The 16,809-nt window shown below is 61.7% G+C and carries 17 protein-coding genes; 15 read left to right on the forward strand and 2 right to left on the reverse strand.

What is annotated here, in order from left to right:
- Nucleotides 1-11 precede the first annotated feature (11 nt).
- From AXF13_RS04800 to AXF13_RS04835, 8 genes are all read left to right on the forward strand, one after another.
- Complete coding sequence (locus AXF13_RS04800; protein ID WP_062251856.1) at nucleotides 12-311, forward strand: SAP domain-containing protein; 300 nt, start codon at nucleotides 12-14, stop codon at nucleotides 309-311.
- A gap of 136 nt (nucleotides 312-447) precedes the next feature.
- The gene (locus AXF13_RS04805; RefSeq protein ID WP_062251857.1) at nucleotides 448-1,026 is read left to right on the forward strand and encodes a DnaT-like ssDNA-binding protein; all 579 of its coding nucleotides are present in this window, start codon (nucleotides 448-450) and stop codon (nucleotides 1,024-1,026) included.
- 2 nt (nucleotides 1,027-1,028) lie between these two features.
- Nucleotides 1,029-1,403: a hypothetical protein gene (locus AXF13_RS04810; RefSeq protein WP_062251858.1), complete on the forward strand. Its 375-nt coding sequence runs from the start codon at nucleotides 1,029-1,031 to the stop codon at nucleotides 1,401-1,403.
- Complete coding sequence (locus tag AXF13_RS04815) at nucleotides 1,400-1,825, forward strand: hypothetical protein (protein ID WP_062251859.1); 426 nt, start codon at nucleotides 1,400-1,402, stop codon at nucleotides 1,823-1,825. Before AXF13_RS04810 ends, AXF13_RS04815 begins: the two co-directional genes overlap by 4 nt.
- Nucleotides 1,822-2,244: a phage tail terminator-like protein gene (locus tag AXF13_RS04820; protein ID WP_062251860.1), complete on the forward strand. Its 423-nt coding sequence runs from the start codon at nucleotides 1,822-1,824 to the stop codon at nucleotides 2,242-2,244. Before AXF13_RS04815 ends, AXF13_RS04820 begins: the two co-directional genes overlap by 4 nt.
- A 2-nt stretch (nucleotides 2,245-2,246) precedes the next feature.
- On the forward strand, nucleotides 2,247-3,509 hold the full coding sequence (locus tag AXF13_RS04825) for a phage tail tube protein (protein WP_083521958.1): 1,263 nt from the start codon (nucleotides 2,247-2,249) through the stop codon (nucleotides 3,507-3,509).
- A gap of 19 nt (nucleotides 3,510-3,528) precedes the next feature.
- Nucleotides 3,529-3,921: a hypothetical protein gene (locus tag AXF13_RS04830; protein WP_062251862.1), complete on the forward strand. Its 393-nt coding sequence runs from the start codon at nucleotides 3,529-3,531 to the stop codon at nucleotides 3,919-3,921.
- Nucleotides 3,922-3,941: 20 nt separating this feature from the next.
- Nucleotides 3,942-4,289: a phage tail assembly chaperone gene (locus AXF13_RS04835; RefSeq protein ID WP_150116075.1), complete on the forward strand. Its 348-nt coding sequence runs from the start codon at nucleotides 3,942-3,944 to the stop codon at nucleotides 4,287-4,289.
- 94 nt (nucleotides 4,290-4,383) lie between these two features.
- Here AXF13_RS04835 and AXF13_RS04840 read toward each other — a convergent pair whose 3' ends face one another.
- Together AXF13_RS04840 and AXF13_RS15800 are read right to left on the reverse strand one after the other, a co-directional pair.
- Nucleotides 4,384-4,722, reverse strand: coding sequence for a type II toxin-antitoxin system HicB family antitoxin (locus AXF13_RS04840; protein WP_062251864.1), 339 nt, complete (start codon nucleotides 4,720-4,722; stop codon nucleotides 4,384-4,386).
- Nucleotides 4,719-4,973, reverse strand: coding sequence for a type II toxin-antitoxin system HicA family toxin (locus AXF13_RS15800; RefSeq protein WP_083521959.1), 255 nt, complete (start codon nucleotides 4,971-4,973; stop codon nucleotides 4,719-4,721). Before AXF13_RS15800 ends, AXF13_RS04840 begins: the two co-directional genes overlap by 4 nt.
- Nucleotides 4,974-5,149: 176 nt before the next feature.
- On the opposite strand from AXF13_RS15800, the gene AXF13_RS04845 reads away from it, so the two are divergent.
- From AXF13_RS04845 to AXF13_RS17025, 7 genes are read left to right on the forward strand one after another with little or no spacing between them, the layout of a single operon-like run.
- Nucleotides 5,150-9,004 carry a phage tail tape measure protein gene (locus AXF13_RS04845; protein WP_062251865.1) on the forward strand — a complete coding sequence of 1,285 codons (3,855 nt, stop codon included), beginning with the start codon at nucleotides 5,150-5,152 and terminating at the stop codon, nucleotides 9,002-9,004.
- On the forward strand, nucleotides 9,001-9,627 hold the full coding sequence (locus tag AXF13_RS04850) for a DUF1833 family protein (RefSeq protein WP_062251866.1): 627 nt from the start codon (nucleotides 9,001-9,003) through the stop codon (nucleotides 9,625-9,627). The genes AXF13_RS04845 and AXF13_RS04850 overlap by 4 nt, the downstream gene beginning before the upstream one ends.
- Nucleotides 9,624-10,097, forward strand: coding sequence for a hypothetical protein (locus tag AXF13_RS04855; RefSeq protein WP_062251867.1), 474 nt, complete (start codon nucleotides 9,624-9,626; stop codon nucleotides 10,095-10,097). The genes AXF13_RS04850 and AXF13_RS04855 overlap by 4 nt, the downstream gene beginning before the upstream one ends.
- The gene (locus tag AXF13_RS04860) at nucleotides 10,090-13,356 is read left to right on the forward strand and encodes a host specificity factor TipJ family phage tail protein (RefSeq protein ID WP_062251868.1); all 3,267 of its coding nucleotides are present in this window, start codon (nucleotides 10,090-10,092) and stop codon (nucleotides 13,354-13,356) included. The genes AXF13_RS04855 and AXF13_RS04860 overlap by 8 nt, the downstream gene beginning before the upstream one ends.
- A complete protein-coding gene (locus tag AXF13_RS04865; RefSeq protein WP_062251869.1) occupies nucleotides 13,346-13,888 on the forward strand; it encodes a hypothetical protein in 543 nt (180 codons plus the stop codon). The genes AXF13_RS04860 and AXF13_RS04865 overlap by 11 nt, the downstream gene beginning before the upstream one ends.
- Entirely contained in the window at nucleotides 13,869-14,387 is a 519-nt protein-coding gene (locus AXF13_RS04870) for a hypothetical protein (protein WP_062251870.1), read from the forward strand. Before AXF13_RS04865 ends, AXF13_RS04870 begins: the two co-directional genes overlap by 20 nt.
- 1 nt (nucleotide 14,388) lies before the next feature.
- The gene (locus tag AXF13_RS17025) at nucleotides 14,389-15,597 is read left to right on the forward strand and encodes a hypothetical protein (RefSeq protein WP_062251871.1); all 1,209 of its coding nucleotides are present in this window, start codon (nucleotides 14,389-14,391) and stop codon (nucleotides 15,595-15,597) included.
- Nucleotides 15,598-16,809: the final 1,212 nt, after the last annotated feature.

The raw sequence follows: 16,809 nt of genomic DNA on the forward strand, positions 1-16,809 counted from the left end.
GGGAGGCAGCGATGGACACACGCAAACTCTGGCGGAACGGCGATTTCATCATCGTGAACGCGGGCAGCCCCAAAGAAACGGTGTTGCTGGCCGAAAGCTGGGGGCTGGCCCCCGAAGTTGCCGCCGGGCGCGCGGATCACGGGGATCAGCACGGCGATGAAAACCTGAACGAAATGACGGTGGCCGAGCTGCGGGAGCACGCCAAGGCGCATGGCATCCAGATCCCGGCCATGTCCACCACCAAGGCGGCTATCCTGGAAGTAATCGGCAGTGCGGAAGCGGGCAAGTCCGGAGCCGCGCCCACGGCGTAGGCTCTGAGCTTGCCCACGGGCGGGGGCTCCCCCCGCCCGGACTCAAGGGCGGAACCTGGCTGCAAGGAGAATAGGAATTCATGGTCTATCTGCCGGTGAAAGTGACGACGCCCGCACCGGACTATGTGGAGGATTGATGCCGACACTGATTGTTGAAGACGGCAGCATGCCTGAAGGGGCCAACGTCTATGCCGACCTGGACGCGGCGGACGCCTGGCTGGTGCCGCGCGGCCTGTGGCCCGCGACTCCTGTGGCGGTGGATGCCGCGACGGGCATGGAGACGCCGGACGCCGGGGTGGTGGCCGCCAAAAAGGCCGCGCTGCTGCGCGGTGCCGACTGGCTCAATGCGTTGCCGGGCGGCCGTTGGAAGAGTGAGCCCGTGCAAGAGGGCCGGGTGATGGCCTTTCCGCGCAAGGCTGCGCCGGGCATTGTGCCCGCCGCAGTCAGGCTTGCCAATATGGAACTGGCCGCCGTGATCCACGGCGGAAGCAATCCTCTGGCCCCGCTGGAGCATGGGGGCGTGATCCAGTCCGAAAGCCGAAGCTCGAGTAAAACCGTGGGGCCGCTCACCGAGAGCGCCAGCCATAGTCTGAACTATGCGGCCGACGCGCCGCCGGAAACATACTATCCGGCCGTGGCCGGTCTGCTGGCGCCGTACCTGGACGTGATTCCGGGCAAGAGCGCCGGGGGCTGCATGGCTGTGGGGAGGGGCTAGACGTGGCCGATTACAGCGGATTTCAGGATATGGCCCTGCGGATGATCCGGGAGAATGGGTACAAAGCCCTGCTGCGTCGGGGCGGAGAGTACGACTTTAATGCGGATGTGACGGGAAGCGGCGGTGAATGGCCGTGCGACGCGCTCAATGACCACAAGATTGTCGAAAGGGCCGTGCAGGCAGGGGCCAAGGCGGCGGACGGCACACTGATCGTCTCCACAGATATTGGCGTGCTCATTCCCGCGCTGGATCTGGGCACCGCGCCGCAGGTGGGCGACGCCTTCATCGTCGGGGACGCGGCATATAAAATCGAGCGGGTGACGCCGACCAATCCCGGCAACGTGGATATTCTGTTTGAAGTCGTGGCGAGGGCGTGACGGACGGTTTCGGGGGCCAGGTACGGCAATTCAACCTCAAAACCAAGCGCCAGGCCTCGCAGTTCGTGCGCAAGCTGGCTCTGGAATTTCTGACCATGGTGGTCACGGCCTCCCCGGTGGATACCGGCCGCTACAGAGCCAACCATCAGGTCATGCTCCAGGGACTGACCGGCGAGGAAATCCTTGCGTTCGACAAAGACGGCAGCGCGACGATTTCCAGAGGAGCCGAGGTCATTGCGCGTTTTCGGCTGGGGCAGACCATCTACATCTGCAACAATGTGGAATATGCCTTTGCCCTGGAATTCAGGCGGCGCAAAGATGGCAAATTATGGAGCAGTCAGGCTCCGGCCGGAGTGTATCGAGTATCGTGGCAACGCCTTTTGAACTGGATTGAGCGCAACGGAACCGGAGGCGGCCTGTGAGCCGGGAAGCGCTGCGCGCCGCGCTGGAATCCGAACTGCGGGCGTTTTCCACGCCCAGGGCGCTCCCTGTCGCGGGAGAGAACAGGACGTTTCACCCCAATGGGCACCACCCTTACCTGGAAACCTCCATCATTGTTTCCGACGAGGGAGCGGCCGCGTTGGGGGAAAATGCGGCATCCAAAATCGACGGATTCATGCAGGTGGATGTCGTGACGGAGGCCGGGAAAGGCCCCGGCGAAGCCGACCGGATCAAAGACGCCCTGAACATGCACTTCGGACGGAGGCGCATTGAGGGAGACGGGGTGACGATCATCGTGTCCGGGGTCAGGACCGCGCCTTCCGGGTACGCCCGGGCCGCCGAGTATATTTTGCCCGTGGACATCCGGTTCACGGCCTACGCAACATTTCAGAGAGGTTGACCATGAGCCAGCTTGCTTTCGCATCCGGCGGCTTCCACGGACTCACGTTTATTCCTGAAACGGAGTTCGGAGTAACGCCGACAGGCGTTGATGTGTATCGCTTCCGCCATACGACCTGTGGCCTTGAGGCGAAAAAGGACAGCCTGCAATCCGCCGAGCTGCGCGATGACGCGCAAATTTCCGATCACCGCCTGGGAAACAAGCAGGCGGGCGGTGACGTGGGATTTGAATTTTCCTACGGCGCCTTCGATGAGTTCCTGGCCGCCGCTGTACGCGGAGCTTGGGCCGGGGACGTGCTCAAGGCGGGCGTCACCATGCGCTCGTTCACGATCCAGCGTCTGTTCCGGGACATCGGGCAGTATGAGACATTCACCGGCTGTGAGGTGAACACGCTTTCCCTTACGGTGGCAACCAACGCCATGGTCACGGGGAGCATCAATTTTGTGGGCAAAGACGGGGGATTTGCCGACGCGCCGCTCTCCCTGAGTCCGATCTCTCCCGGCTCTTACGCCCCTTTTGACGGTTTTTCCGGCGCCCTGTTCGAAGGGGGAACGAAAATCGCCACCGTTACCTCCATCGAACTCCAGATCAACAACAGTTTGAACCCACTCTATGTCATCGGAGATCGGGCCACGGCCGGAATTCAGGCCGGGCGCATCAATATCTCCGGTACAGTTTCCGCTTACTTCGCTAATCAGGATCTGCTCAAGCGTTTTTTGAATGAGGAAGAGTCCAGTTTGAAATTCATGCTGGGCAACGGCGTTGAGAACAGTTACAGCGTGGAAGTTCCCCGCCTCAAATACACGGCCGGAAGCAATCCGGTCAACGACGAGAGCGCGATCCAACTTTCTCTGCCGTTCCAGGCTCTGATGGATAGCGTGACCGGAAGCAATATCGTCATTACGCGGATTCCCGGCGCGGTGGTGGACGCCGTCCCGCCCACTCTGGCCACCACCAGCCCAAGCAACGGCGCGGTGGACGTGCCGGTTGACGGCAATATTGTGCTCAACTTTTCCGAGCCTGTGGTCAAGGGTTCCGGGAATATCACCATCACGGACGGCAGCGGCAACAGCGTAATCATACCGGTGACGGACGGCCAAGTGTCGGTTTACGGCAGCCAGGTCACGATTTCCTTGGACGCGCCGCTCCAGGCGTCCACCACCTATTACGTGAACATCGGTGACGGCGCGCTCACGGACGCCGCAGGCAACGCCTTCACGGGCATTGTTGACACCACCACCCTGAGTTTCACCACGGCGGCGTAATCCGCCAGAGAGGCATGACATGAGCCAGGCTTTTGATCTATCCGCCATGCAGGCGAGCACTTTGGATGAGTCGGCCCTGACCATCATCAACCCCAAAACCGGCCAAGACACGCCCATGAAGGTGACGCTGCTGTCTCCGGACAGCGCGGAGTACAAGCGGCGTGTGAACAGGCTCCAGGAGCGGGAGGCGCGGCGGCGCAAGCTGCGGCGCGAAATCACGCCCGAGGAGGCGGAAGCCTCCGTGCTGGAGCGCTATGTAGCAGCGACGGTCAAAATTGAGGGCGCCGACATCGACGGCAAGCCCGTGGGCAGCGCGCCGGACGAGGTGCGGGGGGTCTATCAGACCTTCCCGTGGATTCTGGACCAGGTGATCTTTTTTCAGAGTGAGCGCAAGAATTTTTTTACGGCATAGCCCGCGAATTGGTCGAAGCCGTGCGGGCGCAGACCGCGTTGTACGCGCCGCAGCCGGACGGTTCGACCCTGGCCGAGTTCGGGGCCAGCATCCAGGAGCAGACCGGGAGCTGGCCCGAGGATATCCCGGAGCCGCCGGACATCCCTCCGGCTTTGGAACATTTGTGGGCCTGGTTCTGGCAGCTCCGCACGGCCAATCCATCCGCCGGCTTTGGCCCGGCTCCGCTGTCGTTCGGGGAAATGGACGCCTGGCAGCGCGTGACGGGCAACCGACTGGAACCGTGGCATGTGGATACGCTGCTGGCGATGGATGCGGCGTTCCTGGCCGCGCAGCCGAAAAAGAGGGCAGGCGGCGGGGGAAAAACATAACGATTTGGAAAAGGCCGGAGCAAACGCCCTGGCCTTTTTCATTAGAGCATTTCAACTTTTAGTTGCGTATGACTGCTTTTTTTATCGACGTAGATTACCCTGCCACCGCTTGACGCACGACATCTGTAATGAAGGTATTCAATGACTTACCTTCCGCTGCCGCCGCGATGCTGGCTTGCTGGTATATTTCCGGGTCCAGCCGCAACGCAAAATTCCCTTTGTGGCTCTTGTGTGGGCTGATGCCGTGGCGTTCGCACTCTTCCAAAAACGCTCGCAACGACTCTGCCCCTTCACGCCGCAGTCCTTCAAGGTCTTTGGCGTAGAAGTCAGCGCCACCGTTCAGGCCTATAAATTCACCCCGAAACATTTCGATTTCCGGGTCGTATGCAATGACAGCTTTGTAGCCGCCGTCAAAATCCATAATATTTTTCATGGCTTCACTCCGTGCTGTTCCAGCCATTTTCTGATGCTGTTTACCGCCCCTTTATCCGTGTCCGGGGTGGGGTGCGGGCGATGAAATACCCGCACTTCGCCGAACAAAAACACACTCACGCGAGAACCTTCACGTTCTGCAATCTCCGCGCCTAACTCGGTAAAAAGACTCTCAATATCTGTCCAGCGAACGCTTCCGGGCACAGGGCGGGCGAAGATTTGCGCAAGTATGGCGGCATGTTTGCGTTTCATGTATTTATGATATTATTTTTTGATATTATGTCAATGCCTATCTGTGGTCTGTGATTTGAATTTGTCTTTTGGCGCTGTCAAGCCCTCATTTCCCCGCCACTCCCCGCTGTTTTGCCGGATAGGGCGGGCGACGGCGGTGCGCGTGCTACGGTTTTCTCAAAAAATGGAGAACCGTTGTGGCCGTTTCGGTGGATCTTGCCAAGCTCGACGTGCAAATCAGGACGAGTGATGTCGCAACCGGCATTACCCGTCTGGATGCGTTCGCGTCATCCGCCGATGGGGCCGAGCATTCGGTCAAACGGCTCTCCACGGCATCCGGAGGGCTGGAACAATCCCTCGGACGGCTGAAAAGCGCTCTGGCGACGGTGGGCCTTGGTCTGTCCTTCGGCGGCGCTCTGAAAAGCGCGGCGGATTTCCAGACCAGTATCAACAACCTTGGCAAGGTCAGTGACCGGCCTTTGGCGGAAATGCAGACGCAACTCAAGAGCGTCAGTTCCTCGCTCGGCTCATATGCCCAGCTTGCCCAGGGTTATTACCAGATCCTTTCTGCCGGGGTGACGGACGCCACGGCCTCCATGGACATGCTCACCGCGTCGTCCATGGCCGCCAAGGCGGCCCAAGTCACGCAGGCCGACACCATCCGGGCGCTTACCTCTCTGATGACAGGCTTTACCGGCCAACTCAAGGACGCCGCCGACGCTTCGGATTTTCTTTTTTCCGTGGAGCGCTACGGCAAAACGTCGGTCCAGGAACTGGTGCCGGTGGTGGGCGATCTGGCATCCACGGCGCGCATCGCCAAAATTGCGGCCGCCGACATGGGGGCCGCGTTCTCGGTGATCACGCAGACCGCAGGAAGCACGCCGGTCGCCGCCACGCAGGCGCGCAGCCTGTTCATGAACATCGCCAATCCCTCGGAGACGATGCAAAAGACACTGGCTGGAATGGGGACCAACTCGACCGAGTTTTTCTCCTCCAACCGGCTGCTGGACGCACTGAAGAAGCTGGATACGGAGGCCAGGAAAACCGGTAAGACCATCGGAGCCCTATTCACCGACCGCGAAGCCAAGGTCGCGGCGGAAAATCTCATCTCGTCCTCGAAGAGCTTTGAGGAATCCCTGGCGGGCATTGAGCGCCGGGCCGGTGCCACCTCGTCCGCATTCGGGAAGTACACGGCCAGCATCAATGGCCAGATTGACGAGATGTCCAACAACATGAGCAACCTGGCGACCAACATCGGCACAACCTTCGGCGGGACGGCCACCCAAGCTCTGACTTCCTTCAATTCGGTTCTGAGCGAGATCAACGCCAACTTCACGACCTTTGTGCCGGTGCTGACCACTGTCGGCGCGGGGATGGCGGCTCTTGCCGTGGCCCGGAAAGCCTCGAACACAACGTTTGCCGTGGGCGATGACGGGCAGCGTGTGACCGGGCTGCGGGCATACATCGCCGCGCAGTATGAGAACGTGGCTGCGACCAGGGAGCAGCAGGCGGCGGAAGCCAAACTCGCCATGGTCCGGGTCCAGGATGAAATGGCGGAATACAAGTCCTCGGCCAGCCGCGCTGTCAATCAGGCCATCCTCAACCGGAGCACCATGGCGCGCATGGCATACGAACAGGGTTTGCGCGATCTTCAGACGGACCTTACGGCCAAGACCGTGGCCTATGAAGCGTCGCTCAAGACGTTGGGCAGAACGTCCGTCACGGCTGGCACAGCCATGAAAGGGCTGAAATCGGCCGGAAGCTCGTTGCTGGGCGTGTTCGGGGGACCGTGGGGCGCGGCTTTTACCGTGGCGGTTATGGGCGTGGCCGGATTGACCTCGGCCATGGCCGAACGGACCGCATTGCACGAGAAGTATCGGCAGTCTCTGGATGATATCGGCACAGCTGCGGATGAAATGAGCGGGAAGTTGACGCGAGCGGCGCAATCCACGCTCACGTCGAAGTTGAATCAGGCAAAGGCCGAATTGGAGCGGACCAAGCAGGATATCGACAGGCTTAAGGAAGAATTGAAGGGAATGGATCTGGGCTATGGGGAATGGTCCGGCTCGTACAGGATTCTCTCGTCGGCCTCCGAAAAGTTTTTCGGCGCGAATCCCGGCACCTGGGAAGCGGCGAAGGTGCTGGACAGCTACAGCAAGGGACTGACTGACGCATATCAGGCCCAAAAGCAACTCCTGGAATTGCAAGCACAATTTGGCCGGACAGAGGCCATTGTCGAGGCGTCCACGCGCATTGACGAGCTGGCGAACGCGACTCGCAAGGCGGTCAAGGAAGAGGAGAGCGTCGCCACCCTGAACCAGCGGCTGAATGAGACTGGCGACGCGGGCAATGCGGCGGCTTCGGGCATCAATGCGGCCGGAGATGCGGCGGCCGGTGCTATGGGCAAGCTGGCCGGTCTCGCTGATGTGCTCCAGGATTCTAATTTCACGGCGTACACGGCCGGATTGACCGGCGCGCAGAAAACCTTTGCCACGGCCATGAAAGGCAAGTTGAACGAGAAGCAGCTTGCGGCGTATTTTTCCGGCAAAACCGGCGATCTTTCCGCCACGGACAGCCGCACGCTCCAGTCCAACAAGGCGGAACTGAACGCCATCTACGCCAACTACAAGAAAATGTACTCCTTGCAGGAGGCCACGAAGCACGCGGGCAGCGCGGCCAGCGCCAAAGAGGCGATCCAGCGGGTTCGGGAGGAAATCGAGCGGCTGAACGAGGTGCAGCCCACCAGCGCCGCCAAGCTGGCGCAGGCCCTGCGAGACATTGCCAAGGAAGGCAAGCAGGCGGGCATGAGTGCCACGGCCGTCAGTGCGCTCCAGGCTGAATACAAGGCCGCGTTTGACGATTCACAGGCCCGGAAAATGACCGAAGCCTTGCGCGATTTCGACCGGGAGATTGCCAGTCTGACCGGTGACGCCAGGACCATGCGCGAATTGGAAATGACCGGAACCTTGGAGCAGTGGAAAAAGAAGCTCCTGGAAGCGGGTGTAAGCGCCGAAGAGGCCGCGCCCAAGTTGGCCCGGATGAAGGATGCCCTCGAACGCTCCAATCGCACCAAGGACATTCAGACCACTGTGCAGTTCTATAAAGAATTGGCGGAACTTTCCGGCGACCTGACCTACTCCTTGCAGGCCCAGAACGAATTGATCGCCTTGCAGGCCGAACAGTACAGGAACAATGGGATAGCGCCTGATCTTGTGGCGCAGTGGGAAGCGCTCAAGCGGTTGCAGGCGTCCAATTCCGGCTGGGACGGCGCGGCGCGGAGCATGATGAGCTACTACAGCGAGGCCGCCAACGCCGGTAAGAATTTCGAGACCTTTTTCACCAACAGTTTTTCCTCGCTGGAGGATACGTTGGTGCAGTTCACCCAGACGGGAAAGTTGTCATTTGCCGATATGGTGAACTCCATGCTGGCCGATCTGGCCCGGTTGGCGATCCGGCAGTCGATTACCGGCCCAATTGCACAGGGGCTGGGCAGCCTTTTTTCCGGGTTCGGAGGGGGATCGAGTTACACAGGTTATAGCGGCATGGCCTTGGGCATGACGGGCTTCATTCCAGGCTTCGCCACCGGCGGCGTGGCCGCGCCGTCAGGGCTGCCGCGCTCCGGCGGCCTGCTGACCTCCCCGACCTTTTTCAGCGACGGCATGAGTCGGGCCTATGCCTCGGGCGGCCTGTCCGTGGCCGGGGAAGCCGGGCCGGAAGTCTTCATGCCCGCGGCGCGCATGAACGACGGCAACTACGGCGTGCGCGTGGACATGAGCGCGGTGTCCGCGCAGTTGCGGGCCGGTCTGTCCGGCACAACCGCGCCCAACATTTCCATCAACGTCATCAACCGGACCGGCGGCCAGGTGGAGGCCGAAACGCAGGCCCGGCCCGACGGCCAGGGCGGCTTTACCCTGGATATCCTGTTGACCCAGGTTGAGCAGGGGTTGGTGGCACGGGCCAAGTCCGGGCGGTCATCCCTGATGCAGTATCAGGAAAAAGCCTACGGCCTGAGCCGCGCGAGCGTCCTGACCAGGGGGAGGGGGCGGGCATGAGCATCGATGCTGTCGCTATCCATAAGCAGGCGGAGCCTGCTAACGGCTACCGCAGTGAGCTGCCCGACCACGGCCTGAGCACCCAGGAGCTGCTGCAGCGGGCCGTGCTGGAGTCCTACGCCAGCGCGGTACAGGAAACCATCCTGCTGTACACTCTGGAATTCAATCACAAATCCTTTGTCCGGCCCGCCAGGGTGGCGCGCTGGAGCGCGGCCTGCGCCACGCCGGAGAAATTTCTCTGCAAGCTGGAAGACGATGCGCCTTACGATCCCGGCCAGGTGGTGGAATTTGTCGGCCTGCCCTTTGAGGTGAAGTTTCCGGACAAGACGGAAGACAATGTGGGGCAATTCCAGTTTCAGGTCCAGGGCGTGGGCTTTGAGCTGGACGCTGATCTGGAGGAGGCGGCGCTTTCCGGCGGCAAGATCACGGCCATTCTGCGCATCTACGTCAAGGGCGAAGAACTGGAAGGCCCGGCGGAAGTCTGGCCGGGCATCAACGTCAAAAGCCCGGCCATTGACGCGACCACGGGCGACGCCACGGCCTCGGGCAGTCTCTTTGACTGGCTGAACCGCACCTTCGGCTACAACTACACGCCGGGCAAATATCCGGCGCTGGGCAAATGAATATGCATATCCATCTGCCCGCCAACTGGTGGCTCACCTATCTGGGCAAGCCCTGGGCCGCCGATCCGAACCCGCCCGCGTCCTACAACTGCGGGGAGCTGGTGCGCGCCGTGCATCGTGACCTGTGCGGCATTGACAGCCCGGCCATTCCGGTGACCGACGCGGGCAGCCGCCTGCAATGCGTACGGGCCATGCGGCCCGAGCTGTTTGGTCTGGAGGCATTGCCCGCCGGAGCCGCCCCGCGCGCCCTGGACGTGGCCTTTCTGGGCCGCCGCACATACCTGGCCCATTGCGGCCTGGCCGTGGAAACCGGCGAGGGCCTGCGCGTGCTCCATTGCCCGGAAGCGGCCTGCGGCGTGGCCCTGGACAGTCTCATGGAACTGCGCGTGGCGGGTTTCCCGTCTGTACGCTGGTTCCGGCACCGGAATATGGACGAGGTATTGAGGTCCAGGGGGTGGGCGCATGATTAGCGTCGCTCATGTGCTGCCCGACGGAACCGTCAAAGAATCCTTTGAGATGGCTGACGGCATGACCCTGGAGCAGGCGGCCCGCACCATCTGTCCGGACAGCGGGGGCAAGTTCCCGGCCCCGGTCATCGCCATTGTGGGCAGCAAGCCCGCCGTGCGCGAGCTGGGAGACTGGGAGTATCCATTAGGCGACGGCGCGCTCGTCCAGTTCCGTCAGCTCGCCCTGGGCGGCGGAGGCGGGGGCGGCTCCAATCCGTTGCAAATGGTCTTGCAGATCGCCATCATCGCTCTGGCCGTGGCCACATCTGTTTTTTTGGGGCCTGGAGCATTCGGCATCGCGGGGCTTGGATTGAATTCTTTTGTCGCGAGTCTGGCCGGCGCGGGCGTCATGATTCTCGGCACCATGCTCATGGGGCAGCTCTTCCCCCAGAGCTTGCCGCAGGGACAACTCAGCGCCAATGCCGCGGCCGCCGCCAGCCCCACCTATTCCATCAACGCCTCGGGCAATCAGGCGCGCCTGTATCAGCCGGAGCCCGAAGGTTTCGGGCGCATGAAGATCGTGCCCGACTTTGTGGCCAACACCTGGACGCAGTATGTGGGCAATGACCAGATCGGCTATTTTGTTTACGGCATCGGACGCGGCCGCTACGAGGCGGAAAGCCTGCAATTCGGGGAAAGCGTTTTCTGGCGTGACGGCGAGCTGGTGGAAGGTTCCCCCTACGAGATCCAGGATATCCAGTTTGTGGAGCCGGGCCAGGCCGTGACCATTTTTCCGGACAACGTGATCGCCTCGGACGAAGTGAACGGCCAGGAGCTGTTTGCGCCCAACGATGCGGAATACGACGGGGTCATCGGGCCGTACACGACAAATTCGCCGGGCACAAAAACCAACAAGCTGCTGTTTGATTTTGTCCTGCAAACGGGCCTGGGCCATTACAATGATCAGGGCGACCTCGAAAACTACTCGGTCTCCTGGAAAATCGAATACCGGGCCGTGGATGATTTCGGCAACCCGGGGTCCGAGTGGGCCGTGCTCGATACGCCGTCCATGACCGCCGCCACGCTCACGCCCCAGCGCCTGACAAAGACTTACGATGTGGCCGAGGGCCGCTATCAGGCCCGCGTGGTCCGTACCTCCAACACCACGGGCGACGGCCGGACCCTGGATACCCTTGTCTGGGGAGCCATGCGGGCCATACTGCCCGGCACATACGCCTATCCCATTTCCTGCATTGCCTTCTCCATTAAGGCCTCCAACGCCCTGACGCAAAACGCCAGCACGCGGTTTTCCGTCATCGCCACGCGCAAGCTGCCGCTCTATGACCGGGCCACAAAAACGTGGAGCGACGAAACGCCCACCCGCTCCTGGGCCGCCGCTGTGGCTCATGTCTGCAAATGCGAGTGGGGCGGGCGGGTTTCCGACGCCAATATCGACCTGGACGCCCTCTGGGCCATCGACGAAAAGCTCCAGGCCAGGGGCTGGCAGTACGATTCCTATATCGACGGGGCCTATCTGGTCTGGCCGCTCCTTGTGGAGATGTGCCAGAGCCAGTGCGTCATCCCCCGTTTCGTCGGCCCGGTGCTCTCCTTTGTCATGGACGCCGCCGACAGGCCGCCGGTTTTCGCGCTCACGCCACGCAACATCGTCCGCAATTCTTTTTCCGTGACCTACGCGACATGGAGCGACGAGACGCCGGACGATGTAACCGTGGAGTATCTGGACGCGGATTACGGCTACCAGCAGCGGGACGTGACCGCCACCTTGCCGGAATCCGAGAGCCGTGAGCCGTCCGGCCTGAACATCCTGGGCATCACCAGCCGCGAGCACGCCCACAAGGTGGCCGTGGCCTATGCCGCGCATAACCGCTGGCAGCGCGTGATTGTGGAGTGCCAGGTGGAGGCCTTGGGCCGCGTTATCAACCGGGGCGACGTCTGCACAGTGGCCCACCCGCGCTTCAGGAATACGGCGGCCGGAGCCGTGGCGGCCTGGGATGAAGGCGGGCTGGAAATCAGCCTTAAACGGGACATGGGCCGGACCGGCGCGGATACGGATGAAGGCGATGGATATATCGCCCTGACCAGGCAGGACGGCTCCATCTGGGGGCCGTGCAAACTGGCGGCGCTGGAAGACTCCACGGCCATCCTGGACAGCGCCGATTATGCGACTCTGCTGCTCCAGGGCCAGGGCAACCCCTTTGAATGGCTTACCTCCGGCATGGACCGCCTGCCCACCACCTGGACGCTGTACACGTCGCGGGTCTACCAGCGGCTCATGGTGGTGGATTCCGTCACCACGCAGGATTTTTTGCACTACTCCCTCAAGCTGCTCAATTACGATGATCGCATCTACCAGTATGGCGATATGGAAACGCCACCCTGGCAGGGGCGCGGCCAGATTCCCGTGATTGAAACCCTTGATGCTCCCGAAAATCTTCGGGGCGTCATCAAGGCCCCTGAAACGGTAACACTGGTCTGGATGTCGGTTCCGGGAGCGTCCTGGTACGAGGTGGAAACCTCCGCCACGGGAGAGAGCTGGGTCAACCTCGGCCGCTCCAACGTCACGCAGATGACCGTCACGGTTGCGCCCGGCGTCATTTACGCCCGCGTGCGTGCGGCCTCCGACACCCTGCAAAGCGGCTGGGCCATGTGGGAGGGGGATACAAGCATCCCGACGCCGGACGCCCCGGCACCTGTCCTTGATGGCGAGTATGCGGGCGCGAGCGCCACAATCTCCTGGGAGCCGGTGGAACACGCCGAAGGCTATGCCGTGGCTCTCAAAAGCGGCGGCCAAACTCTATATACCAGCCGCGTGGCGTCCGGCCCGTTTGAGGTGACACCGGAAATACAGGAGGGCGGCCCCTTCCGGGAGCTTGAATGCATGGTCAGCGCCGTGGGCGCGGCAGGGTCTTCGCCGGAAGCGACGGTCGCGCTTTCCGACCCGGCCCCGGTCGCGCCGGTGGATGCGGAAGTTGTTATCGGGACATCCGGAGTGACGCTGCAATCGGTGACGCCGGACGAGGCCCCGGACAAAACCGGCTACGTCATCGTGCGCGGCGATGCGACGGACTTCACAGCGGCCCAGGCGGCAGAATTGCGGCAGACGGCGGCGTTGCCCTATGTCTGGGACGGTCTCGCGGCCGGAACATACTACTTTCGCGTTGCCGTAAAGGACGCCTTTTTCGACCTCGCCCGCAATCCGCTGAGCCTGAACTGGAGCCCGGTGCTGGCGGTGGAAATATCCGGAGGCGGCGATGGCCAGTGATCTGTTCAAATGGCCTGACTGGATGCCTCTGGCCCAGCAGTCCGGCTACGGCTACGAGCCCGCGGACAGGCGCACCCGCACGGACATGGAAGTGGGCAGCGTGCTCCGCGTCAATTTCGATACGGATGAAACCACGCTGAACTGCGCGCTGATTCTGACGCAATTTCAGGCGGCCTGGCTGGAAGCCTTTGAGCGCGGGGCCCTGCACCAGGGCGCGCAGTGGCTTGAGATGCCCATCCAGACCGGCGGCTGCATTGAATGGCATACGGTGCGCTTCGCGTCCCGGCCCAAGGTCGCGGGCGTCAACGCGCTCTATACCACCTACACGCTTCAGCTCGACCTCGAAAAGCGCGAGCTGGCCATGGGCGACGAGCTGGCTGAATTGCTGGTCTGCGTCGCGCCTGAGGACTTGATAGAGGCGGTGGATACCGTGAAGGCTTTTGTGGGCGCGCTTCCGGCGTTGCGAGTTCCCGATTTCTGGATTTACGGCTGTCTGCACAGGAGGCTGGAGTATGAGTACGGGCTGCGGTGATATCGCCAAGCTGCTTGAGGCGGCGCACGCCCTCGTCGTGTACCGCGATACCATAGACAAATGGCTGAACGGCACGGAAGTCGAGGATGTGATCCTGGGCGGCGTGTCCGTGCCGACCCTGCGTAAACTGGTCGCCACCATTGACGAGCGCCACAGCCGCATCGCGGAACAGGTGGTGGAGCAGGCCGGCGCGCGTTTCACGGTCCTGGCCGAACGTATGCAGGCCAAAGTGGACGAAGCCGCCGCCCTGCTGGATCAGGTGAAAAGCGTCACCGTCACGGCCACCACCCTCGCGCCGGGTGCCGAGGCCAGCGCCGGTTACGATCCGGCCACGGGCCGGATCACGCTGGGGCTGCCCAGGGGGAACACCGGAGGCACAGGCGAGGCCGGACCGGCTGGGAGCGCTCTCATCGGCTACCTGGATGCGGGGGAACCGGGACGCGCAGTCATACAATACATCGACGCCGGGGAGCCTTCCGCCCCGGAAGGAGGAGAGTGATATGAGTCAGGCAAGCGTCCCCGTGGCGAATGGTTACAAGGCGTTCGGCGGCACCACGGCGCAGTGGGCCGCGTCGGACGACAGGCTCAAGTACCGGGAAATGGGGGTGGAATACACCCCGGACGGGCTGGTGCTCATCAAGTTCGGCATCAAGACCGAGGGTGATGTGGGCACGCCGTGGAGCGAACTGCCGTACAGCTCCGGCCCGGCGGGGCCGTCTCCGGCTGTCGAGTGGGACGGCCCACGCCTGCGCGTCAAAAACACGGACGGAACGTGGACAGGCTGGGTCAACCTGCAGGGGCCTTCCGTGGACTACATGTGGACCGGCACCAGCCTCAAACTCAAAAATCCGGACGGCACCTGGGGAGATCCCGTGGATCTGCGGGGCGAACCCGGCCTGACGGGCACCTCCGTTCCATCCACTCCCTCGTCTCTGGGCGGAGTCATGCCGCGCGCGGGGCTGAGCGTGGACCCCGATGGCTATCTGGATCAGGACCTCACATGGAGCAATAGGCAGTGTTACCGGACGCCCATCCTCGTATTGCACAACGGCGCCGCATATAAGTGGCTGGCGGTAAACGGCCTTGGCACCGATGCCGGGGTCAAAGAGCCGGGCGTTTCCGGCAGTGAAAATTTCTGGAAAAGCCTGGCTGCGGAGGCCCTTGAGGAAGTACGGAGTATTATCGAGGAACAGGAGCTTCTTCGCAAACTGTCCATCGGCTGCCCGAAGTTCTGGCGCTCCACCACGCTCCCCGCAAATCACGCATATCCGGACGGCTCGCTGATCCTCTTCGACGACTGGCCGGAGTTCAAGGCTGTGTACGACGCGGGCGGTTTTGCGGGCATGCTGATGCCTTGGGATGCCGACGCCGCTACCCAGGCGGCCAACCTTGGCAAGTTCCGTCCGGATGCCGCTAACCCCACGGGATTATACCTCCCCTTGCATGGCGGCCAGTTTTTCCGAAATTGGGTGCTGGGGGCGGAGCGGGAGGCCGGGAGTTCACAGCTTGATGCTTTGCAGCAAATGACCGGTAGCGTTAAGGCCTCAAGACTTTGGTATGGTGGTGATGAGGTAGAGCTATCTGGCGTTTTTTCATCTGTATCCCATGAAGTCGGAAATGCCGGACCTGGAGGGGTAATCAGCACCACATGGGTTTTTTATTCGATCCATCCCGCGTGGTCCGCACCGCCGCAGAAACACGGCCCATGAATGTTTCTCAGCCGATTATCACCTACTTAGGCCGTCCGAGGTAAATGACTACGGGCTGCCAGATGTGCTGGGGCACGTTCACGGGCCGGTGGGGACCATGTTGGATGTGGCAAATGTTGAGACGGAGTGAGATAGGACTGCGGCGGTACCACTCCCAGATGTGACCAGAGTCATCCCCGTTATGCTACTGGCTTTGGATTTAGAAAAAACTCCGAGATTGGTTGTGTCATCACGTATTTCCTTCCCGATTGCCCCGGTGATATTCCTAATCTCATCCCGGCCCCACGCGCCCGCATCCGCGCTTTGTCCCAGCACCCAAGCTCGGAAAGGCCGGAGGCCAGCGGAGAAACCGTTTAACCCTATGGAGTTTTCAAAGAGCCGTGCGCCTTTCCGAGCTTGGGCGCTGGGACAAAGCGAAGGCGCGGGCGCATGGGGCCGGGACGAGATTCGCAACATCGTCGGCAAGGTTGGGCTCATTGATCTTAATCCAAATGCCCCAACCTCTCTTAGTACCGCGCCTTTCACAGCCACCACCGTTAGTTATGGCCCAGATACGGGGTACAATCCTGGGCAAGGCGCGATTTGCGATATGGATGTATCGCGTTCTGTCTCCACCGGCCCGCAGAACGTCCCCCAGCACATCTGGCAGCCCATTATCCTCTATTTAGGCCGCCCGAGGTAAAGGATCACGGGGATATCAACGCTGGGCGGCATGATCGTGGTGGATGCGCCGTAAAGTGGATTAGCCTGTGAGGCAGTAAAGAATAGCTTGCTGTGCATCGCACCGTTTGGAAACGGAGACCAATAGCGGACATTGAACTGGCCTCCTATACTCAATGCCCCCGAAGCGGACCCCAGCGCACCAATTTCTGTCTGAGCTTGCCCAAAGGCAGCTTCGCCTTTGATCTCCGGCAGCCCCGGCGCGTTGTAGCCTCCGGCCATCCCATCGGCCCCGAGCGCCCAATTTCGGAAACGCGCACGGCTCTTTGAAAACTCCATAGGGTTAAACGGTTTCTCCGCTGGCCTCCGGCCTTTCCGAAATTGGGTGCTCGGGGCGGAGCGGGTGGCCGGGAGCTGGGGCCGGGATGAGATTCGGAACATCTATGGATCAATCAATATCATGAGATTGATTGATGGTGAGGCAGTTGGCCCTTTTTCATTGATCAACGACCGCGTCGTGGCGGTGGGGGTCGGGGGCGTCACCGCGTCGAT

The organism is Desulfovibrio fairfieldensis, from assembly GCF_001553605.1.
Classification (GTDB): domain Bacteria; phylum Desulfobacterota; class Desulfovibrionia; order Desulfovibrionales; family Desulfovibrionaceae; genus Desulfovibrio; species Desulfovibrio fairfieldensis.